General features: G+C 60.6%; 17 protein-coding genes. 7 read left to right on the top strand and 10 right to left on the bottom strand.

From position 1 onward, the window contains the following. Positions 1-163: 163 nt before the first annotated feature. Positions 164-868, top strand: a complete 705-nt coding sequence (aqpZ, locus tag DK870_RS15700) for an aquaporin Z (RefSeq protein WP_161549089.1) — start codon at positions 164-166, stop codon at positions 866-868. 49 nt (positions 869-917) lie between these two features. Here the strand turns inward: aqpZ and DK870_RS15695 are convergent, their stop codons facing one another. The 3 genes from DK870_RS15695 to DK870_RS15685 all read right to left on the bottom strand — a co-directional run bounded on the left by DK870_RS15695 (position 918) and on the right by DK870_RS15685 (position 2,624). Further along, positions 918-1,166, bottom strand: a complete 249-nt coding sequence (locus DK870_RS15695; protein ID WP_060756134.1) for a BrnA antitoxin family protein — start codon at positions 1,164-1,166, stop codon at positions 918-920. Further along, entirely contained in the window at positions 1,144-1,422 is a 279-nt protein-coding gene (locus DK870_RS15690) for a BrnT family toxin (protein ID WP_060756135.1), read from the bottom strand. Before DK870_RS15690 ends, DK870_RS15695 begins: the two co-directional genes overlap by 23 nt. 77 nt (positions 1,423-1,499) lie before the next feature. Then, positions 1,500-2,624 (bottom strand): GNAT family N-acetyltransferase, encoded by a 1,125-nt coding sequence (locus DK870_RS15685; RefSeq protein WP_161549088.1) that lies wholly within the window; start codon positions 2,622-2,624, stop codon positions 1,500-1,502. A gap of 284 nt (positions 2,625-2,908) precedes the next feature. Here DK870_RS15685 and DK870_RS15680 point away from each other — a divergent pair, with 284 nt between their 5' ends. Beyond that, positions 2,909-4,231 (top strand): putative porin, encoded by a 1,323-nt coding sequence (locus DK870_RS15680; RefSeq protein ID WP_060756137.1) that lies wholly within the window; start codon positions 2,909-2,911, stop codon positions 4,229-4,231. A gap of 105 nt (positions 4,232-4,336) precedes the next feature. On the opposite strand, the gene DK870_RS15675 is transcribed toward DK870_RS15680, so the two are convergent. The 5 genes from DK870_RS15675 to aceK form a co-directional block, all read right to left on the bottom strand. Continuing rightward, positions 4,337-4,579: an anti-sigma factor gene (locus DK870_RS15675; RefSeq protein ID WP_060756138.1), complete on the bottom strand. Its 243-nt coding sequence runs from the start codon at positions 4,577-4,579 to the stop codon at positions 4,337-4,339. Next, on the bottom strand, positions 4,573-5,187 hold the full coding sequence (locus DK870_RS15670; protein WP_161549087.1) for an RNA polymerase sigma factor: 615 nt from the start codon (positions 5,185-5,187) through the stop codon (positions 4,573-4,575). Before DK870_RS15670 ends, DK870_RS15675 begins: the two co-directional genes overlap by 7 nt. A gap of 15 nt (positions 5,188-5,202) precedes the next feature. Then, entirely contained in the window at positions 5,203-6,324 is a 1,122-nt protein-coding gene (locus tag DK870_RS15665) for a beta-ketoacyl-ACP synthase III (protein WP_161549086.1), read from the bottom strand. Between the two features lie 240 nt (positions 6,325-6,564). Next, the gene (hrpA, locus tag DK870_RS15660) at positions 6,565-10,476 is read right to left on the bottom strand and encodes an ATP-dependent RNA helicase HrpA (RefSeq protein ID WP_161549085.1); all 3,912 of its coding nucleotides are present in this window, start codon (positions 10,474-10,476) and stop codon (positions 6,565-6,567) included. Positions 10,477-10,594: 118 nt separating this feature from the next. Beyond that, complete coding sequence (gene aceK / locus DK870_RS15655) at positions 10,595-12,304, bottom strand: bifunctional isocitrate dehydrogenase kinase/phosphatase (RefSeq protein ID WP_161549084.1); 1,710 nt, start codon at positions 12,302-12,304, stop codon at positions 10,595-10,597. Between the two features lie 391 nt (positions 12,305-12,695). Between aceK and DK870_RS15650 the strand changes: the two genes are divergently transcribed. Both DK870_RS15650 and DK870_RS15645 read left to right on the top strand, forming a co-directional pair. Continuing rightward, positions 12,696-14,321 carry a methyl-accepting chemotaxis protein gene (locus DK870_RS15650; RefSeq protein ID WP_161549083.1) on the top strand — a complete coding sequence of 542 codons (1,626 nt, stop codon included), beginning with the start codon at positions 12,696-12,698 and terminating at the stop codon, positions 14,319-14,321. A 52-nt stretch (positions 14,322-14,373) separates the two neighbouring features. Continuing rightward, on the top strand, positions 14,374-15,258 hold the full coding sequence (locus tag DK870_RS15645; RefSeq protein ID WP_090369391.1) for a DMT family transporter: 885 nt from the start codon (positions 14,374-14,376) through the stop codon (positions 15,256-15,258). Between the two features lie 146 nt (positions 15,259-15,404). Here the strand turns inward: DK870_RS15645 and DK870_RS15640 are convergent, their stop codons facing one another. Continuing rightward, positions 15,405-16,265, bottom strand: a complete 861-nt coding sequence (locus DK870_RS15640; RefSeq protein WP_161549082.1) for a DMT family transporter — start codon at positions 16,263-16,265, stop codon at positions 15,405-15,407. 419 nt (positions 16,266-16,684) lie between these two features. Between DK870_RS15640 and DK870_RS15635 the strand changes: the two genes are divergently transcribed. Beyond that, entirely contained in the window at positions 16,685-17,476 is a 792-nt protein-coding gene (locus tag DK870_RS15635) for a CPBP family intramembrane glutamic endopeptidase (RefSeq protein ID WP_060756145.1), read from the top strand. Positions 17,477-17,549: 73 nt separating this feature from the next. Continuing rightward, positions 17,550-19,115, top strand: a complete 1,566-nt coding sequence (locus tag DK870_RS15630; protein WP_060756146.1) for a PAS domain-containing methyl-accepting chemotaxis protein — start codon at positions 17,550-17,552, stop codon at positions 19,113-19,115. A 35-nt stretch (positions 19,116-19,150) separates the two neighbouring features. Here DK870_RS15630 and DK870_RS15625 read toward each other — a convergent pair whose 3' ends face one another. Then, positions 19,151-19,840 carry an alpha/beta family hydrolase gene (locus DK870_RS15625; protein ID WP_161549081.1) on the bottom strand — a complete coding sequence of 230 codons (690 nt, stop codon included), beginning with the start codon at positions 19,838-19,840 and terminating at the stop codon, positions 19,151-19,153. A gap of 79 nt (positions 19,841-19,919) precedes the next feature. Between DK870_RS15625 and ccoN the strand changes: the two genes are divergently transcribed. Further along, entirely contained in the window at positions 19,920-21,344 is a 1,425-nt protein-coding gene (gene ccoN / locus DK870_RS15620; protein ID WP_090369385.1) for a cytochrome-c oxidase, cbb3-type subunit I, read from the top strand. Positions 21,345-21,349: the final 5 nt, after the last annotated feature.

Genomic DNA, 21,349 nt, shown 5'->3' with positions numbered 1-21,349 from the left:
CGCCACCAAATCCGAACAATTCTGACAGTTTTCTCTATCGAACGGGTGATGGGCCACAATCCTGCTGTACTACAAGCAGGAACCAGGATGGCCCTGACGTAACACTGCAAGGAAGCATCACCTACCCGTTAACTAGATAGAGCAATCTACTAAGGAAGTGTTCATGTCTACTTTGTTGAAACGTTCCGTTACGGAAGGATTGGGCACGTTTTGGCTGGTACTGGGTGGCTGCGGGAGTGCGGTGTTGGCCGCAGCGTTCCCCAACGTCGGGATCGGTCTGCTCGGTGTGGCCCTGGCATTCGGGCTCACGGTGCTGACCATGGCCTTTTCTATCGGTCATATCAGCGGTTGTCACCTCAACCCGGCAGTATCGGTGGGGTTGGTCGTGGGCGGAAGGTTTCCGGCCAGGGAATTACCGGCGTACATCGTGGCCCAAGTCATCGGCGGCATCGTCGCCGCGGCACTGCTGTACTTCATTGCCAGTGGCGAACCGGGTTTTGAACTGGCCGGCGGCCTGGCTTCCAATGGTTATGGCGAGCACTCACCCGGTGGATACTCGATGGCGGCAGGCTTTGTCACCGAACTGGTGATGACGGCGATGTTTGTGCTGATCATCCTCGGCGCCACCGACCGCCGTGCCCCTGCGGGCCTGGCACCCATAGCCATTGGCCTGGCCTTGACCCTGATCCACCTGATCTCGATCCCCGTCACCAACACCTCGGTCAACCCGGCCCGCAGTACCGGCCCGGCATTGATTGTCGGCGGGTGGGCGATCCAGCAGCTGTGGATGTTCTGGCTCGCGCCGATCCTCGGCGCAATCGTCGGCGGTGTGGTTTATCGCTGGCTGGGCAAAGAAGAGACGGCCTGAAGCAAAGGAGTTCAGCCCTGCCGATAAGGCAGGGCTGCCGTGAATCACATCATCCTTGGTGGGCCTGCATGTACTGACGCAAGAGCTGATTGATTCGCGTCTGATACCCGGTACCCTGGCCTTTAAACCACTCCAGTACATCAGCATCAAGTCGAATCGTGACCGTCTGTTTCACCGGGACACGCAATTCGGCACGCCGGAAAAAGTCGGCGTCGAGCTCCGGAATATCGCTGGTGTCAATTTCGTCATCATTCATCTTGGCCAAGCGCTCCCAATCAGTTTTCGATGTTTGCGTCATAGTATTTGGCCTCCTTCTTGGTTGCTTTTCGGGCGGAGATGATACGGATCACATCACCACACCGTTCGGTGTATACGACTACACCCATTAACAATTTGATCCAGCCAATACTGACCCAACGCTCCTCACCATAATCCGCTCGATCATCGCGCAAGGCCAGCATTGGATGCCTGAAGATATCCGGAACGTCATTAAAATCGATGCCGTGCTTCAATATATTGGCTTTATTCTTGGATTCATCCCACTCAAAAAGCATGGCACGCCCTGTATTTACTTTTGTACATACAGAATAGCGACGTACCAGCGTCTTGGAAGTATTGCCTGACCGATGGTTCAGCCCTGCCGATAAGGCAAAGCTGCCCTCGCCTCTTCGGCATACACCAGCACTCCCACCCGCTCACGCGCCAGGAAATCCTCCACGGCGTGCTTCAAACCCGGATGGCGCAGGTAGTGCCATGAACGGGTTATCACCGGTTCGAACCCGCGTATCAACTTGTGCTCGCCCTGGGCACCGGCGTCGAAACGCTGCAAGCCGTTGGCGATCGCGTAGTCCATGCCCTGGTAGAAACATGTCTCGAAATGCAGACGATCGAACTCCGCCAGGCAACCCCAATAGCGACCATAGAAGCTATCGCCACCGATCAAGCTGAAAGCCATGGCCACCGGACGCGCCCCTTGCCTGGCCAACACCACGCGGATCGCCTCGGGCATGCGCTCGGCCAGCAGGCTGAAAAAGGCGCGGGTCAAATAGGGGGATTGGCGGCGCACGGCGTAGGTATTGGCGTAGCAGGCGTAGACAAAGTCCCATTGGGCCTCGCTCAGTTCGTGGCCTTGCAGCCATTCGAAATCGATCCCCTGCCCCGCCACTTGCTCACGCTCTTTTCGCATCTGTTTGCGCTTGCGCGAACTGAGGGCATCGAGGAAGTCCTGAAAGTCGCGATAACCCCGGTTCTGCCAATGGAACTGACAGCCCAGGCGCTGCAACCAGCCCTCTTGCCGGGCCAGTGCGCTGTCGGCCAGTGGGTCGGTGAAGTTGATGTGCGCACTGGAAAGCCCTTCAACTTCGAGGTAGCCCGGCAGGCTTTTAAGCAATTCAAAACCGTCCTCGGCATTCGCTGCCAACAACCTTGGCCCGCTCACCGGGCTGAACGGCACCGCCGTCAACAGCTTGGGGTAATAGTCGATACCGGCGCGCTCACAGGCATCCGCCCAGCCATGATCGAACACGTACTCGCCGTAGGAGTGCCACTTGCGGTAACTGGGCAAGGCCGCCACCAAGCGATCACCTTCCCAGTGCAGCAAGTGCTCAGGCTGCCAACCCGACTGCGCGCCCAGGCTGGCGCTGTCCTCCAACGCACTTAGAAATGCATGCCGCACGAAGGGCTGAGCATGCGGCACCAAGGCGTCCCAGGCATTTGGGGCAATTTCGGACAAGCTGTCCAGACGTTGCAGCGGCATCGGCGTCCTCGCGGGTGTTGGGCGTAAAAGCCTGGCGAGTATCGCCTATCACAGCGCGGGGCACACCTCGAAACCGCAAGGACAAACCTCGAAACAATTAGTTCCATTCTTAAATAATTTGTCATGCAGATGAAATCACTTCGCCACTACCTCGTCATAAACGATCGCAATACTGACGCCTGTTTTTTAGAGCGCCTGGTTCTATAAGGCGGCTATTTTCCGTCCGTCATCGGTCGGTTGTGTCCTGGATGGTTTGCCATCCCTCCTCACTTTCGGAGATTGATATGCGTCTTGCTTCCACTAAAACTGCGGCGGTCCTGTGCGGCGGCCTGCTGATGGCCCTGAGCATTCCAGCCAGCGCTGCAGTCGACGCTAAATTGCTCGACATGCTCAAGGCCAACGGCCAGATCACTGCGGCGCAGTACACTGAACTGCAAGCGGAATTGGCCAAAGACCAGAAAGAAAAGCAGATCGCACAGCAAGCTCAACAAGAGACCAACGAGCAGATCGCGGCCACCGCGAAAAAAACCAACGACCTCAGCGTTTTCGACCAGAAGCTGGCCTGGGCCGCGCGCACCCAACTCAAGGGTGACGTGCGTTTCCGTCAGGAAACCGTGAAGATCCAAGGCGAATCCAACAACGGCGGCCGTGACAAAGACCGCCAACGTATTCGCGCACGCCTGGGCGCCTACACCGAAATCAACTCGCAAGTGGACACCGGCATCCGAATCGCCACGGGCAGCAACGACGATGCCCGCTCCACCAACCAGGACCAGGACAACTACTTCGACAAGAAGTCGATCTGGCTGGACCTCGGCTACATCGACTACCACCCGGACCAGATCAAGAACTTGCACGTGATCGGCGGCAAGATGCTCCAACCCTGGGTGAACATGGGCGACGTGATCTGGGATAGCGACATCAACCCGGAAGGTCTGGCCCTGACCTACAAGTACCCACTGGGTAGCAGCGCCGAACTGTTCGGCAGCATCGGCAACTACAACCTCAAGGACAACGTTGACGGCGACGGCGTGCAGTTCCGCCACGACCTGCGCCTGACATCCGGCCAGCTGGGCACGCGCTTCTCGGTCACGGACAACCTGAAAATGACCCTGGGCGGCAGCGTTTACGCCTACCAGAACGATAAAGACAGCCGCTGCACCACAACCACCACGCCTTGCGCACTGGCGGTCAACGGCAACTCGCCCGACAACCAGTTCCGCCTGTACGAAGGCTTTGCCCAAGCCGATATCGGCGGCCTGGCCGTGCCTCTGGCGTTTTATGGTCAGTACGTGAAAAACAACGATGCCGTGACCGATCAGGACACCGCCTGGTTGCTGGGTGCCAAATCCAAAGTGTTCGGTTTCAACCTGGACTACAACTACCGCGATACCCAACGTGACGCGGTCGTTGGCGCTTTCACCGACTCGGACTTCGCCAACGGCACCACCGGTTCACGCGGTCACAAGTTCAAGGTCAGCTACGACATCGACAAGAACTTCGCCCTCGGCGCTACGTATTTCCTGACCAAGGCCGACTACGCCAGCCGCACCCAGCGTGATGCCAACACCAACACCCTGCAGTTGGATGCTGAAGCCAAGTTCTAAATGTGTGTGTAACAAGCCTTGGGCCAGGACGGCCCGAGGTGGTTTCAACAGCCTTGCGTGGGTGGGTCGCCCCTCATCCGTTCGACTCCCTACGCAAGCCTGTCTTTACCCGCCTTTAATGATCTGGCGCCGCTCGGCAGCCAGTCGCTCAGCCAACGCATCGGCATCCTTGACCGGGGCTTGCGGCATGATCTTCAACGTCGCCTGCAACAAGCGCATCTGACGGATAAATCGCCGGCAGTTGGGGCAGAACATCAGGTGATGACGCACCAGCAAACGCTCGCGAAAGGTCAATTGCCCATCGAGGTAGTCACTGGACCGCGCCACTTGTTCTTTACACGTCAACATTCGCCCGTTTCCTCAAAATGCTCCACCGTGGCGAAGACTTTAAGCCGCGCTCGATGCAACAGCACACGGACATTGGAGAGCGAGAGCGTCAGAAGATTACAGATCTCTTCCAACTCCAGGCCCTGGCGTTCACGCAGCACCAGCACGCTACTTTGTAACTCCGACAGACTCAGAATCGTATGCTCCAGGCATTCACGCAGCTCGTCCTCGGTCAGCAAGGCTTCCGGGGTGTCCTGATGCCAGGCGTAGGGGGCGACGGCCCAGTGGCCGTCGTCGGGTACGAAGCGGTCATCCCCGATGGTGCCGTGGGGCGAAGGCAAATCGTCGAGCAAGACTTCACGACGATTCTGTTTATAACGGCCTTTGGCAGCGTTGGCGGTGATGGTCAGCAACCAGGTCTTGAGGCTGGAGCGCCCTTCGAACTTGGCCAGGTTGCGCACCACCGACAACCAGGCGTCCTGCACCACTTCGTCGGCGTGGCGTTGGCCGACGATGGCATAGGCCACCGCCCGCATCGAGCTCTGGTAGGTGGTGACCATGTCCTTGTAGGCCCGCTGCTCGCCCTTGAGCAGTCGTTCAAGCAGGTGCGCGTCGTCCGCTGCCGCCATTCAAGACCTCGATGTTTATCGCTTGCGCAGGATCACGCTGCCGATGGAATACCCAGCGCCAAACGAGCTGAGCACCGCCACGGAGCCCTTGGGCAGGTCGTCCTGGTAAGTATGGAACGCAATCACCGAACCCGCCGAACTGGTGTTGGCGTAGGTATCGAGAATGACCGGGGCCTCTTCCACCGTGGCTTCGCGGCCCAACAGTTTCTTCACGATCAGGTGGTTCATGCTCAGGTTGGCCTGATGCAGCCAGAAGCGCTTCACGTCGGTGACATTCAACTGGTTCTGCGCCAGGTGGGTGCTGATCAATTCGGCAACCATCGGGCAGACATCGCGGAACACCTTGCGACCTTCCTGCACGAAAAGCTTGTCGGGCGCGCCGATGCCCTCTTCCGCCGCGCGGTTGAGAAAGCCGAAGTTGTTGCGAATATTATTGGAGAACTGGGTCAACAGCTTGGTGCTCACCACCTCGAACTGATGCTCGGAGGTCGCAAGGTCAGCGCACTCAAGCACGACGGCAGTGGCCGCATCACCAAAAATGAAGTGGCTGTCACGGTCACGGAAGTTCAGGTGGCCGGTGCACACTTCCGGGTTGACCATCAGGATCGCCCGCGCCTGGCCCAACTGAATGCTGTTGGCGGCGTTCTGGATGCCGAAGGTGGCCGAGGAACACGCCACGTTCATGTCGAAACCGAAACCTTCGATGCCCAGTGCGCTCTGGACTTCGATAGCGATGGCCGGGTAGGCACGCTGCAGATTGGAACAGGCAACGATCACACCGTCGATGTCGGCGGCAGTCTTGCCTGCACGCTTGAGGGCCTGCTCGGCGGCGCCGACCGCCATCTGGCAGAGCACCGACCACTCGTCATTGCTGCGCTCGGGCAGGCGCGGGGCCATGCGCTGCGGATCAAGGATGCCCTCCTTGTCCATCACGAAGCGGCTCTTGATGCCCGACGCCTTTTCAATGAACGCCGCGCTGGACTCGGTCAACGCCTGCACTTCACCGCGCTCGATAGCAGCGGCATTGTCGCTGTTGAACTGTTGCACGTAGGCATTGAAAGACTGCACCAGCTCTTCGTTGGAGATGCTGTTGGCCGGGGTGTACAGGCCAGTGCCGCTGATGACGACGTTATGCACGGTCGTTCCTCTAAATCTGTCAGGCAGAAGATATTGGTACCGTCGTACCAAACTGTAAGTAGTCCGATTCCGCGCGGCGGACATCAGACTGGCAACGCTTTATTCCATCGCGCCGCAGCTCTGTGCGACGATCCCGGCATTTATAGCGGCGAAGTTTGCCACAAATGCCGGGATTTGGCGCCACGTCCCAGACAAGCACCGTTTTAATGTGCAAGTGAGCCAGCCCGACCCACGTCAGAATCAGGGCTCCACCTGGCTCCACTGCTTGCTCAGGCGCTTGTCGGAAATTGGCACTTTAGTGCCCAACTGCTGGGCAAACAACGACACCCTGTACTCTTCCAACCACCAACGATAAAGCTCCAGTTGCGGGTCGCGCTTACCTTCCTGGGCGTGTTTTTTCAGGCGGTTTTCGTACTGGGTCCACAAGCCTGCCAACTCGCCGCTCCACACCCGGTCCTTTTGTACCTGGCTCGGCAATTTCTCCAGGCGCAACTCGATGGCCTTGAGAAAACGCGGCAATTCCTTGAACCACTGCGCTGGGGTTTCCCGCACAAAACCGGGGTACACCAGTTGGCTCAGTTGCTGCTTGATATCGTTCAACGCCACGGCCTGGGCCAGGTCGATCTTGCCTTTGAAGCGCTTCTGCAAACCGTGCCAGAGTTTGAGCACTTCCAGGGTCAGGCGCGCCAGGCGTTCGGCATGTTCGGTCCAATGGCCGCGCTTGCGCTCGGCCAAGGCGGCCAAACCCGCGCCATCACGGGGCAGGCTGGCTTCACCTTCCAGCACGCAGGTATCGAGGCTGGCCAGCAGAATGTCTTCCACCAACGCGTCAACGCGCCCCAATTCGCGGTACATCAAACCCAGCTCGGTCAGCCCGGGTAATTTTGCGCGCAGGAATTTCGCCGGTTCCGCCAATTGCTGCATCAGCAGGCGCTGCAAAGCACGGCGGTGCTGGAACTCGGCCTCGGCAGCGGTGGAGAAACGCCCTTCCTTGACGGTGCCATTGTCCTCCACCAGCGCCGGGTAAACGGTCATCGACAGGCCGGCGATGTTTTGCTGGGTTTTCTCGGCCACCGCCGCAAACACCTTGGCCTGCACCGGTTGCTGGCTTTTTGCAGTTTGCGGCACGGCCAAGGCGGCTTGGCTGGCTTGTGCAAAGCGTGCGGTCAACTCCGCCAGATCGCGGCCTTCGCCCAGGAACTTGCCCTGGCCATCGACCACTTCGAGGTTCATCTTCAAGTGGTTTTCCACCTGCTGAGCCGCCTCCGCCCAAGCCTCATCGCTGACCCGTGCGCCGGTCATGCGCAGCAATTCGTGCCCCAGCGCCTGGGGCAACGAACCCTGGCCAAATTCGATGCGCTGCAGCGCCGCCTTGACGAAGTCCGGCACCGGCACGAAGTTCTTGCGCAGTGCCTTGGGCAAATTACGCACCAGGGCAACGCATTTGGCTTCGATCAGCCCCGGCACCAGCCACTCCAGACGCTCCGGCGGCAGGGCCGGCAGCAGCGGTGCTGGCACGCGTAGGGTCACGCCGTCACGCGGATGGTTGGGCTCGAAGTGGTAACTCAACGTCAGGGCCAGGTCGCCCAGGTGCAGGGTATCCGGGTAATGCGCGGCGGTGACTTCACTGGCTTCGCGTGCCAGCACGTCTTCTTCGCGCATGATCAGCAGTTGCGGGTTTTTCTGGCTGTTGACCTTGTACCAGCTGTCGAAGGTCGCGGTCTGGTGGATCTCCGCCGGCAGGCGTGCGTCATAGAAGGCGTAGAGGGTTTCTTCATCGGCCAGGATATCGCGGCGGCGGGCCTTGGCTTCCAGTTCGTCAAGCTGCTCCAGCAACTGCTGGTTGGCCGCCAGGCACTTGGCACGGGACTGGATTTCCCCACGCACCAGGCCTTCGCGGATAAACAGCTCGCGCGACACCACGGGGTCGATCGGCCCGTAATGCACCGGCCGACGTCCGACCACGATCAACCCGAACAGGGTGATCTGCTCAAATGCCACTACCTGGCCACGCTTCTTCTCCCAATGCGGCTCAAAGTGGTTTTTCTTGATCAAATGCCCGGCCAGCGGCTCGATCCAGTCGGCGTCGATCTTCGCCACCATGCGTGCATACAGCTTGGTGGTTTCCACCAGTTCGGCGGTCATCAACCATTGCGGGCGCTTTTTGCCGATGCCCGAAGACGGGTGAATCCAGAAACGCCGCTGACGCGCACCGAGGTAGTCGCCGTCTTCGGTTTTCTGGCCAATCTGGCTGAGCAGGCCGGACAGCACCGCCTTGTGCAGCTTCGGGTAGTCCGCCGGGGCCTGGTTGATGGCCAGCTGCATGTCGCGGCAGATCAGGCTCAACTGGCGATGGGAATCGCGCCATTCACGCAGGCGCAGGTAATTGAGGAAGTTCTTGCGACACCAGTTGCGTAGCGGGCTGGCGGTCAGCGCCTGGCGCTGCTCTTCAAAGCCGCGCCACAGATTGACCAACCCGGCGAAGTCGGAATCGGCATCCTTCCATTGTGCGTGCGCCTGGTCGGCCGCCTGTTGGCGCTCCGGTGGGCGTTCGCGCGGGTCCTGGATCGACATTGCGCTGGCGACGATCAGCACTTCCTGCAAGCTGCCAAGCTTGGCGGCTTCAAGCAGCATGCGCCCCATGCGTGGGTCCACCGGCAAACGCGCCAACTGACGGCCCAACGGCGTGAGCTGACTGTTGCGGTCCACCGCCGAAAGCTCTTGCAGCAGATTGAAACCGTCGCTGATGGCCTTGCCGTCCGGCGGTTCGATAAACGGGAAGTCGGTGATCTCGCCCAGGCGCAGGTGCAGCATCTGCAGGATCACGGCGGCGAGGTTCGTGCGCAGGATTTCCGGGTCGGTAAATTCCGGACGCCCCATAAAGTCTTCTTCGCTGTACAAGCGTACGCAAATGCCCGGCTCGACCCGGCCGCAACGGCCTTTACGCTGATTGGCGCTGGCTTGGGAAACCGCTTCGATCGGCAGGCGCTGCACCTTGGCGCGGTAGCTGTAACGGCTGATGCGCGCAGTGCCGCTGTCGATCACATAACGAATGCCCGGCACCGTCAGCGAGGTTTCCGCAACGTTGGTCGCCAGCACCACGCGCCGCCCTGGGTGCGACTGGAAAATCCGCTGCTGCTCGGCCGGTGACAGGCGCGCATACAACGGCAGGATTTCGGTGTGCTTGAGCTGGGCCTTGCGCAGCATCTCGGCGGCATCGCGAATCTCGCGTTCACCCGGCAGGAACACCAGGACGTCGCCTGGGCTGCGCCGCTCGCTGCGTTCATAGGCGGCGATTTCATCGAGGGTGGCGAGGATCGCCTGGTCGACGGTCAAGTCGTCCTCGACACGGTTGCCCTCCTCGTCCTGTTCCAGGGTCAGCGGGCGATACCAGGTTTCCACCGGGAAGGTACGGCCCGAAACCTCGACAATCGGCGCATCGTCGAAGTGCTTGGAAAAGCGCTCCAGGTCGATGGTCGCCGAGGTGATGATCACCTTGAGGTCGGGGCGTCGCGGCAGCAGGGTTTTCAGGTAGCCAAGCAGGAAGTCGATGTTCAGGCTGCGCTCGTGGGCTTCGTCGACGATGATCGTGTCGTAGCGTTCGAGGTAGCGGTCGTTCTGGGTTTCCGCCAGCAGGATGCCGTCGGTCATCAGTTTGATCAGGGTGTTGGAATCGCTCTGGTCTTCAAAGCGCACCTGATAGCCGACCAATGCCCCCAATGGCGTGCCCAACTCTTCGGCGACGCGGGTGGCCACGCTGCGCGCGGCGATGCGACGCGGCTGGGTATGACCGATCAGGCCGAATTGGCCACGACCGATTTCCAGGCAGATCTTCGGTAGCTGGGTGGTTTTACCCGAGCCGGTTTCACCGGCAATGATCAGCACCTGATGCTTGTTCAGTGCAGCTTTGATCTCATCGCGCTTGGCGGCAATCGGCAGGCTGTCGTCGTAGCGAATCACCGGCAGGCTGGCCCGCCGCGCCGTGACCTGGGCACAGGACGCCTGCATCCGCGCCACCCACTGCGCCAGCTTTTCCTCGTCAGGCTTCTTGCGCAATTCAAGCAACTGCCGCCGCAAGCGGTGGCGGTCGGCGAGCATGGCGTGGTCGAGGGTCTTGAGCAGTTGATCGATCGTGGGTGCTTGGTCAGTCATCAGGTGCGTTTGGGTCATCTATTTATGCAGGGGGCGGATTGTCGCAGAAAAGCAGCTGCGAGCGGCAAGCTTCAAGCGGCAAGTCAGGAAAGATCTGCTTTTACTTGCCGCTTGAAGCTTATGGCTGCTCTTTTCTCTTATAAGGGAATACATCAATCACCTTGCCGGCGCGAATCGCCTCCTGCAGGCCCTTCCAGTAATCGGCGTTGTACAGCTCGCCGTGCAACTCATCGAACAGCTTGCGCTGGGCGGCGTCGGCAAACAGGAACGGCGGAAACTCTTCGGGGAAAACATCAAGCGGGCCGATCGAATACCAGGGCTCCGAGGCCATTTCATCCTCGGGGGTACGCGGCGGCGGGATGTGGCGGAAGTTGGCTTCGGTGAGAAAACAGATTTCATCGTAGTCGTAGAACACCACGCGACCGTGGCGGGTGACGCCGAAGTTCTTCAGCAGCATGTCGCCGGGAAAGATATTCGCCGCCGCCAGTTGTTTGATCGCCAGGCCGTAGTCTTCCAGGGCTTCACGCACCTGCGCCGGGTTGGCGTTGTCGAGGTAGAGGTTGAGCGGGGTCATGCGTCGCTCGGTCCAGCAGTGGCGGATGAGCACCGTGTCGCCTTCCACTTCGACAGTGCCCGCAGCGACTTCCAGCAGCTCGGCCAGGCAGTCGGGCTCGAACTTGCTCAGGGGGAACCGGAAGTCGGCAAACTCCTGGGTATCGGCCATGCGCCCGACCCGGTCGACGCTTTTGACCAGGCGGTACTTCTCGATCACCGTGGCGCGGTTGACGTTTTTCGAGGGCGAAAAACGGTCCTTGATAATCTTGAACACGGTGTTGAAGCCCGGCAGGGTAAACACACTCATGACCATGCCGCGCACGCCGGGAGCCATGATGAAGCGGTCATCGGTGCTGGCCAGATGGTTGATCAGCGCACGATAGAACTCCGACTTGCCGTGTTTGTAGAAGCCGATCGACGTGTACAGCTCGGCGATATGTTTGCCGGGCAGGATGCGCTTGAGAAAGCCGATGAACTCGGCGGGCACCGGCACATCAACCATGAAGTAGGAACGGGTGAACGAGAAGATGATCGAGACTTCGGCCTCGTCGGTGATCAGCGCATCGATCTGAATACCGCGCCCTTCGCGGTGCAGCAATGGAATCACCAGCGGCCACTGCTCGTCGTGCGTGTAGAGACGGCCGACCAGATAAGCGCCTTTATTGCGGTAGAGCACTGAGGAAAACAGCTCGACGCTCAGGTCCGGGTCTTTGCACACCCAGTCCGGCAGGTTTTCCCGCAGTTGGGCTTCCAGGCGGCGCAGGTCGGCGGGCAGGTCGGCGTAAGGTTCGCTGAAGCTGTAGTCGGCAAAGATCTGCGCCAGCATCTCGGCCACCTTGCCATCCGGCGTGTACAACCGCGTTTGCGCCGCACGCGCCCGGCGCAGGCTCGGCCGCGTGGTGTGAATGAACATACAGCCGTCGCTGATCAGGTCATGGCTGAACAGGCCGCAGAAGATCGAGTTGTACCAGGTCTCCGACAGCTCATCATCGAAGCGCAGGTCGATCAGGCCGATATACGCGCTCTTGACCAAGGGCCACTGATCGACCTCCAGCAGCACCGCTGCCGGGAAACCGGCCCGCAGGCGCGCGGTGACTTCGCCGACTTTCTCTTCATACAGGTTGATACGCGCCGCCGACGCCGCCTGGCCTTGCTGCCATTGAGCCTTTTCGAAACGCTCGCGGGCACCATCGGTGATTCGGCGGAAGTGCTCACGGTAATCGTCGAAGCCATCCAGGATCATCCGGGCAATTGCGAGGGCGTGCTGCGACATGCGGAAAACCTCAAGCGGCGTCAGGGAAACCTGAGCTTAGCCAGTGAACCGTGGCAGGAGAAGGATGATTTTTCCAACCTCGCTGTACAGCCTTACTGGTTTTGTACATTTATTTTCAATTTTTATAACTCGACCAAGCAGTCAATAAATGCACTTGGCGTAGCCGCGCCCTCCGCGCTGTGAGCCAGCAACGGCGGTGCCTGAGGTTTGTGCGCTGCAAAAACAACCCGGCTTCGCAGATGAAAGTCCCGGCAAGGGTGGTGATACAGCGTAAGGGAAACCCTGATTACTACATTGATGGCACTTTGATATACAGCGCCCCCTTCTCCCACCCTAACAAGGTCAGAAGACCGATCCGGGAACAGGTACTAATCACCCAAGGAGCGTTGAGATGTCATTGAGGAATATGCGGATCGGTCTACGTGCCAGTCTGAGTTTTGGGATGCTGGCCGGCTTGCTGGTGATTGTCGGGATGTTCGGCCTGGGCCAGATGGCCAAGTTGCGACAAAGCGCGCAGGTCATCGAAGCGTCGTGGATGCCCAGCATCGAGAACATTCACGACAGCGCGGCCCTGGTGGCCAGTATTCGCCTGGAGGCCCTGCGCCTGGCGACCACCGACGAATCACGCATCCGTGACAACAGCAAAGCCCTGATCACGCGCCAGCGCGCCGAGCTGCAAACCCTGCTGGACCATCACAAGGCCCTGCTCAGCGACGACGAAGAGCGCGGCATGCTCAAGCAGCTCGAAGACAACGTAAATACTTATCTGACGCTCGTCGCACAGATCGTCGCCCTGGTCGACAAGGATCAGCAACAGGATGCCATTGACCTGCTCAACAGTCGTCTCGCACCACAGGGCCTGATCCTCGGCAAGAGCCTGGAGGACATGATTACCTTCAACCAGAACGGCGTGGAAACCGCAGTGAACGCCTCCGCGCAGACCTATTTCAGCGCGCAGTGGATTGTCGGCCTGATCATCCTGTGCGCATTGATCGCCACCTTGCTGCTGGCGTGGCTGCTGACCCGCAGCATCACCGCCCCGCTCGCCCAGGCGCTGACCGTGGCACGCAGCATCGCCGGCGGCAACTTGAGCCAACCGATCAGCGTCAGCGGCAAGGACGAGCCCGCCCAACTGCTGGCGGCCCTGGCCACCATGCAGGCGCAGTTGCAGGGCACTATCCGTGGCATCAGCGAATCGGCGCAACAGCTGGCCTCGGCGGCCGAAGAGATGAGTTCGGTGATGGAACAGAGCACGCGTGGCCTGCAGGCGCAGAACGACGAGATCGAACAGGCCGCCACCGCCGTCACTGAAATGAGCACTGCCGTGGACGAAGTGGCCGGCAATGCGGTGTCCAGCGCCGAGGCCTCCAAGGCGTCGGACGAAGACAGCAAGCACGGTCATTACCAGATCAGCGAAACCATCAGCTCGATCCAGAACCTGGTCGACGAAGTGCTCGGTGCCTCGACCAAAGCCGAGGGCCTCGCGGTACAGGCGCAAGACATCAGCAAGGTGCTGGAAGTCATCCGCGGTATCGCCGCGCAGACCAACCTGCTGGCGCTCAATGCCGCCATCGAAGCGGCGCGTGCCGGTGAGGCCGGGCGCGGGTTCGCCGTGGTGGCCGATGAAGTACGCTCCCTGGCGCAGCGCACCCAGGACTCCACCGAAGAAATCGAACAGATGATCAACGGCATCCAGCAAGGCACTCAGAACACCGTCGACGCCCTCAACAGCAGCGCCGAACACGCGGGCCAGACCTTGCAGCGAGCCAACAGTGCCGGCAGCGCGCTGGAGAAAATCACCGCCGCCATTTCACAGATCAGCCAGCGCAACCTGGTGATCGCCAGTGCCGCCGAGCAGCAGGCGCTGGTTGCCCGCGATGTGGACCGCAGCCTGGTCAACATTCGCGACCTGTCCACCCAGACCGCCGCCGGTGCCACCCAGACCTCGGCAGCCAGCCATGAGCTGTCTCGCCTGGCCGTGGACCTCAATGGTCTGGTCACGCGGTTTGTCCTGTAATCCGTCACCGGGTCATGCAACACTCGCCGCCTTATTGATGTAGGAGTGTTCCGTGAGACCCCTCGACACCTTGTACCTATTGGGGCTGGCTGCCATCTGGGGGGCCAGCTTCCTGTTCATGCGCATCATCGCGCCGGAAATCGGCACCGTGCCGACCGCGTTCTTTCGCGTGTCGATCGCCGCCGCCGGCTTGCTGGTGATCCTGACGATCATGCGCGTCAACTGGGACTTCCAAGGCAAGTTCAAAACCGTGCTGCTGCTGGGTGTGATCAACTCGGGGATTCCCGCGACGATGTACTCGGTGGCGGCCCAGGTCTTGCCGGCGGGCTACTCGGCGATCTTCAATGCCACCACGCCGCTGATGGGCGTGCTGATCGGCGGGTTGTTCTTCAGCGAACGGCTGACGTCGGCAAAAATCGCCGGTGTCAGCCTGGGTCTGCTGGGCGTGGGCGTGCTGACACGCGCCGGGCCGGTGGCGTTTGACCTGCAATTGTTGATGGGCGCGCTGGCCTGCCTGCTGGCGACGACTTGCTATGGTTTTGCCGGTTTCCTGGCGCGGCGCTGGCTGGATCAGCGTGGCGGATTGGACAGCCGGCTCGCCGCATTGGGCAGCATGCTGGGGGCTACGCTGTTTCTCCTGCCCCTATTCGCCTACAGCGCAATCAGCCATCCCCCGGCCAGTTGGGGTGGTTGGCAGGTGTGGTTGTCGCTGCTCGGGTTGGGGTTGGTGTGTACGGCGTTCGCCTACATCCTGTACTTCCGCCTGCTGTCGTCCATTGGGCCGGTAAAATCGATGACCGTGACCTTCATGATTCCGCCGTTCGGGGTTTTGTGGGGCGCATTGTTGCTGGATGAGCCGCTGTCGATGGCGCATCTGTATGGTGGAATATTGATCGCCGGGGCGTTGTGGCTGGTACTGCGCCCGAAAAAACCTTGAACACCTCTGTAGTGAGCGGGCTTGCCCCGCGCTGGGTGGCGCAGCCGCCCCAAAACCAGGCGCCTGAGCTCTTCCTGGAAGAACGCGGTGGCCGGTTTAGGGCGGCTGCGCCCCCCAGCGCGGGGCAAGCCCGCTCACTACATGCGTCAGTTTTTACGGAAGACGAAGACCAGGCCGATGATGATCAAGCCCATGCCTGACAGGCTCAACACTGCGAGCTTATTGCCGAAGATCAGGTAGTCCATGACCGCCGTCACCGCCGGCACCAGATAGAACAGGCTGGTGACGTTCACCAGGTTGCCCCGGGCGATCAGGCGGTACAGCAACAGCGTCGCCAACAACGACACCACCAGCCCCATCCACAGCACCGGCAGGTAAAAGCCGGCGCTGTGTTCATAGTGGAATGGCTGAAACGGTACAAACACCGCGCACAACAACAAGCCAGCCAGGTATTGCACCGGCAGCGTGCCCAAAGGGTTGTCGGTGATGCGCTTTTGCATGATCGAGCCAAAGGTCATGCTCGCCAGCGCCAGCAGCCCGAACAGCATCCCCGCCAGGGACATCCCGGACAAGCCGATGCCTTGATAGACCACCATGATCAGCCCCGCCAGCCCCAGGCCCAGGCCGAGCATCCGGCGCAATGAACGCTGACGTTCCATCAGCACCACGGTGAGGATCGGTTGTACCCCCATGATGGTTGCCATCACCCCCGGGGTGACTTTGAGGTCCAGGGCCAGCAGATAGAAAATCTGGTACGCGCCCAACAACACCAGCCCGGTTGCCACCGCATACCACAGCGGCTTGCCGGGACGCGGCAGTTTCAGTTTGAAGAGCGGTATCAGCAGCACCAGCCCGACCAGGGCGATAGCAAAACGGATCAACAGAAAAGCGAAGGGCGATGAATGGGCCAGGCCCAACTTGGAGAAAATCGCCCCGCTGCTCCACAGCAGCACAAACAGGCTCGTCGAGGCCGCCGCGGCCACGGATTGTTTCGAAAGAACAGACATGTTTACCACCTGTAATCAGGCAAAAAAAGCCGACTCAGCAAAGGCTGAAGTTCAATGGTTTTTTTCAGGCGGGCAGAGGGGAACAGCGATCAGCTGATCAGCCCGCGATGCCAACACCCGGCGGTGATACGACTGCGTACACCGGCGTGCTGCTGACAGGTGGGGGGTAATGACCGAACTGCACAAGCTGTTGGTTCCCGCACGGCACGACCACAGCGTTGACCGCTGAATCGACTACCGCTGTGCGTGGGGAAGCTGGCATGTGCTGATCTTTTTGAAGGGATAAAGACGCACCGACTATAACCAGCCGCAAACACATTTTGCAATCACCTGATCGCAACTATTGCGTGGAGGAGTTTTCATGCCTGGCTGGACTTGCGGCCGTTATAATGCCGCCCAGTTTTTTCCAAGGATGTCCCATGATCACTCTGCCCTGGCTGTACCTGGCGCTTCTTTCCATCGGCTACGTACTGGCCCTGACCTACGGGCAACTGGGCCTGCTGGCGGTCGTCTCGGTCGCCCTGCTGCTGATCGCCGGGTACGCCGTACGTCAGCAACGCACCCCTTGGGCGCGCTACCTCGGCCACGGTCTGTTCATAGTGTTGGCCCTGGGCCTGGCCATGCATTGGCTGCCGGGTTTCTACAATGGGCGCGGCATTGCCCCGCAGCGCTTCACCGCCGATGCAGTGCCTTTCTCGATGTACCTGAATCAGGACAAACCCCTGATCGGTTTCTGGCTACTGCTGGCCTGCCCGTGGATCGTGGCACGCCGTTCGCTGCGCCTGTCGATCTGTGTCGCCGCCCTGGCGCTGGTGCTGACAGCGGTTGCCGCGCTGGGTGGAGCGGCGTTGCTGGGCATCGTCAGTTGGGCGCCGAAATGGCCTGAACAGGCCTGGCTGTGGGTACTCAACAACCTGCTGCTGGTGACCCTGGTGGAAGAGGCGCTGTTCCGCGGCTACATCCAGGGCGGCCTGAGCCAACGCTTGAAGCACCTGCCCTATGGCGAAAACCTCGCGCTGCTGCTGGCCTCGCTCCTGTTCGGCCTGGTGCACCTGGGCGCAGGCTGGCAGTGGGTGCTGCTGGCGACCATTGCGGGTGCCGGATATGGCCTGGCTTATCGCTTTGGTGGCTTGGGCGCCGCAATCGCCACGCATTTTGGCTTGAATCTGCTTCACTTCGGGTTGTTTACCTACCCGATGCTGGCCGGCTGATTGTTACAAAATTAAGTTAAATAAAAGCCTGCCGCGACCGATAACCCCTGAAAGCCTTGCGGATTGAACAATCATGCGTAATAACCAACCCGTTACACAGCGCGAACGTACCTTCCCCGCTCAGCAACGGTTGATCTCCACCACAGATGCCAAAGGGGTCATCACCTACTGCAACGACGCTTTCGTCGAAATCAGTGGGTTCTCCCGCGACGAACTGCTCCGTGCTCCGCACAACCTGGTGCGTCACCCGGATGTGCCGGCTGCGGTGTTCGGGCATATGTGGTCAACGCTCAAACAAGGCTTGCCATGGATGGGCATTGTCAAGAACCGCTGCAAGACCGGCGATCACTACTGGGTTAACGCCTATGTGACGCCCGTCTTCGAGGGCAACCAGGTGGTCGGCTACGAATCGGTGCGCGTCAAACCCACCGCCGAGCAGATCCGCCGGGCCGAAGCGCTCTATCAACGCATCAACCAGGGCAAGTCGGCGATTCCCCAGCGTGACAAGTGGCTGCCGGTGCTGCAGGACTGGCTGCCGTTTATCCTGGTGAGCCAGTTGAGCTTCATGATCGGTGCGTCACTCAACTCCCACTGGGGCTTTGCCCTCGCGGCGGGGTTGTCGGTGCCACTCGGCCTGCTGGGCCTGAGCTGGCAACAGCGCGGCCTCAAGCGCCTGATGCGCCTGGCCGAGCAGACCACTTCCGACCCGTTGATCGCGCAGATGTACACCGACAGCCGCGGCTCACAGGCGCGCCTGGAGATGTCGATCCTCAGCCAGGAGGCACGCCTGAAGACTTGCCTTACGCGCTTGCAGGACACCGCCGAACACCTCAACGACCAGGCCGCACAGTCCAACACCCTGGCGCATAACAGCTCCAGCGGCCTGGAACGCCAGCGCGTGGAAACCGAACAGGTGGCGACCGCCGTCAACCAGATGGCGGCGACGACCCAGGAAGTGGCCAGCCACGTACAACGCACCGCCGACGCCACCCAGGAAGCCAATCGCCTGACCGGTCGTGGCCGCGACATCGCCGGGGAAACCCGCGAGGCGATTCAGCGCCTGTCCGTTGCCGTGGGTGAAACCGGCGTGACCGTCACCCAACTGGCCAAGGACAGCGATGAAATCGGCGGCGTGGTCGATGTGATCAAAGGCATCGCCGACCAGACCAACCTGCTGGCACTCAACGCCGCCATCGAAGCGGCCCGCGCCGGCGAAATGGGGCGTGGTTTTGCGGTAGTGGCCGACGAAGTACGCCAGTTGGCGCAACGTACGGCCGAGTCCACCGGGCAGATCCACACGTTGATCGCCAAGCTGCAGCAGACCGCCAGCGCCGCAGTACAAACCATGGACGCCGGGCATCGCCAGGCCGAAGAGGGTGTGGCACGGGTGATGGAAGCGGATCAGGCGTTGGTGGGCATCAGCGAAGCGGTCGCCCATATCACCGACATGACCACCCAGATCGCCGCCGCCACCGAGGAGCAAAGCTCGGTTGCCGAAGAGATCAGCCGCAACATCAGCACCATTGCGCTGTTGGCGGACCAGACCTCGGAACAGGCACTGAACTCGGCGCAATTGAGTGAAGAGCTGACGCATACCGCCAATACCCAGTACTCGTTGGTAGAGCGTTTCAACCGGTAGATCGCGATCGGGGGCAAGCCCCCGATTGGGCCCTATCAGGCACCGAGAAACTCAGCCACCTGCACCGCCGCAGCCTCCAGATGCTGCTCATGGCTGAACCCCGACGCCTTCAACGGCTTCAAATCATGATCCCCCGCCACCAGCCACATCACCTCGATGCTCGGCGATAACGCATACCCCTCGACCGCCTCCCGATTACCCAGGGCATCGCGCTCGCCCTGCACAATCAACGTCGCGGTCTTCAACCCGGCCAGGTGCTCGACCCGTGGCTTTTGCGGCTTGCCCACGGCATAGAACGGATAACCCAGGCACACCAGCCCATCGGCAGCCAATTCATCGGCCAACAAACTGGCCATGCGCCCGCCCATGGACTTGCCGCCAATCGCCAGTTTCCCAGCGACATGACGTCGCACCTCGACATACACCTCACGCCACGCCTGCAGCAGTTTCGGGGCCGGGTTCGGTGGGCGCTTGCCGCCGTCCAGCCGGCGCTGGGCCATGTAGGGAAATTCAAAGCGCAACACGTTCACGCCATGCCCGGCAAGGCGTGCAGCCATGTCGTTCATGAACGAGGAGTCCATCGGCGCACCGGCACCGTGGGCCAGGATCAGGGTCACAGGCTCACGCGCGCCCGCCCCTTGCGCGACATCCCACAACCAGCCGCGTTCCTGCACGCAGTGCGCCCATTGATCCCCGTCAATACTGGCCTTGTGCTCTTTGCCCATGCTTGCCTCGCTTTTTAGTCTGCCTATAACTCCAGCCCAAGTGCCGCATTGGCTTGGGTTGAACCGTGGATGGGGAACCATGAACACTACTTTAAGTACCGCCTATAACTACAAGGTGGTCCGCCAATTCGCCATTATGACGGTGGTGTGGGGCATCGTCGGCATGGGGCTCGGGGTTTTTCTCGCCGCCCAATTGGTCTGGCCTGCACTCAACTTCGATTTGCCCTGGACCAGCTTCGGCCGCTTGCGCCCGCTGCATACCAACGCGGTGATCTTCGCCTTCGGTGGCTGCGCGCTGTTCGCCAGTTCTTTTTACTCGGTACAACGCACCTGCCAGACGCAGCTGTTCGCGCCGAAAATCGCCGCGTTCTGCTTCTGGGGCTGGCAACTGGTGATTGTGCTGGCGGCCATCAGCCTGCCGTTGGGCTACACCACCTCCAAGGAATACGCCGAGCTGGAATGGCCGATCGCCATTTTGATCGCCATCGTCTGGGTCGCCTACGGTGTGGTGTTCTTCGGCACGGTGATGAAGCGCAAGACCAAGCACATCTACGTCGGCAACTGGTTCTTCGGGGCGTTCATCATCACCGTGGCCATCCTGCACATCGTCAACCATGCCTCGCTGCCGGTAAGCTGGACCAAGTCCTACTCGGCCTACGGCGGTGCGACAGATGCCATGGTGCAATGGTGGTACGGGCATAACGCGGTCGGCTTTTTCCTGACGGCGGGCTTCCTCGGCATGATGTACTACTTCGTGCCCAAACAGGCCGAACGCCCGGTGTATTCCTACCGTTTGTCCATCGTGCACTTCTGGGCGCTGATCACCCTGTACATCTGGGCCGGCCCTCACCACCTGCACTACACCGCGCTGCCGGACTGGGCGCAGTCCCTGGGCATGGTGATGTCCCTGGTGCTGCTGGCACCGAGCTGGGGCGGCATGATCAACGGCATGATGACCCTCTCAGGGGCCTGGCATAAGCTGCGCAGCGACCCGATCCTGCGCTTCCTCGTGGTGTCCCTGGCGTTCTACGGCATGTCGACCTTCGAAGGCCCGATGATGGCGATCAAGACCGTCAACGCCCTCTCCCACTACACCGACTGGACCATCGGCCACGTACACGCCGGCGCACTCGGTTGGGTGGCGATGATCTCCATCGGCGCGCTGTACCACATGATCCCGAAAGTCTTCGGCCGCGAGCAGATGTACAGCCTCGGCCTGATCAACGCGCACTTCTGGCTGGCCACCATCGGCACCGTGCTCTACATCGCCTCGATGTGGGTCAACGGCATCGCCCAGGGCCTGATGTGGCGTGCAGTCAACGAAGACGGCACCTTGACCTACTCCTTCGTCGAGACCCTGGTGGCCAGCCATCCGGGCTTCATCGTGCGCTTGGTGGGCGGTGCGGTGTTCCTCACCGGCATGTTGCTGATGGCTTACAACACATGGCGCACCGTGCGTTCGGCACAACCTGTCGAAGTCGCCGCTGCTGCGCAGATGGCCTGAGGAGT

Source organism: Pseudomonas sp. Q1 (assembly GCF_009935975.1).
In the GTDB taxonomy this organism is placed as follows: domain Bacteria; phylum Pseudomonadota; class Gammaproteobacteria; order Pseudomonadales; family Pseudomonadaceae; genus Aquipseudomonas; species Aquipseudomonas palleroniana.
The sequence above is the reverse complement of the archived record's forward strand: the minus strand, read 5'-3'. Positions and strand labels throughout refer to the sequence as shown.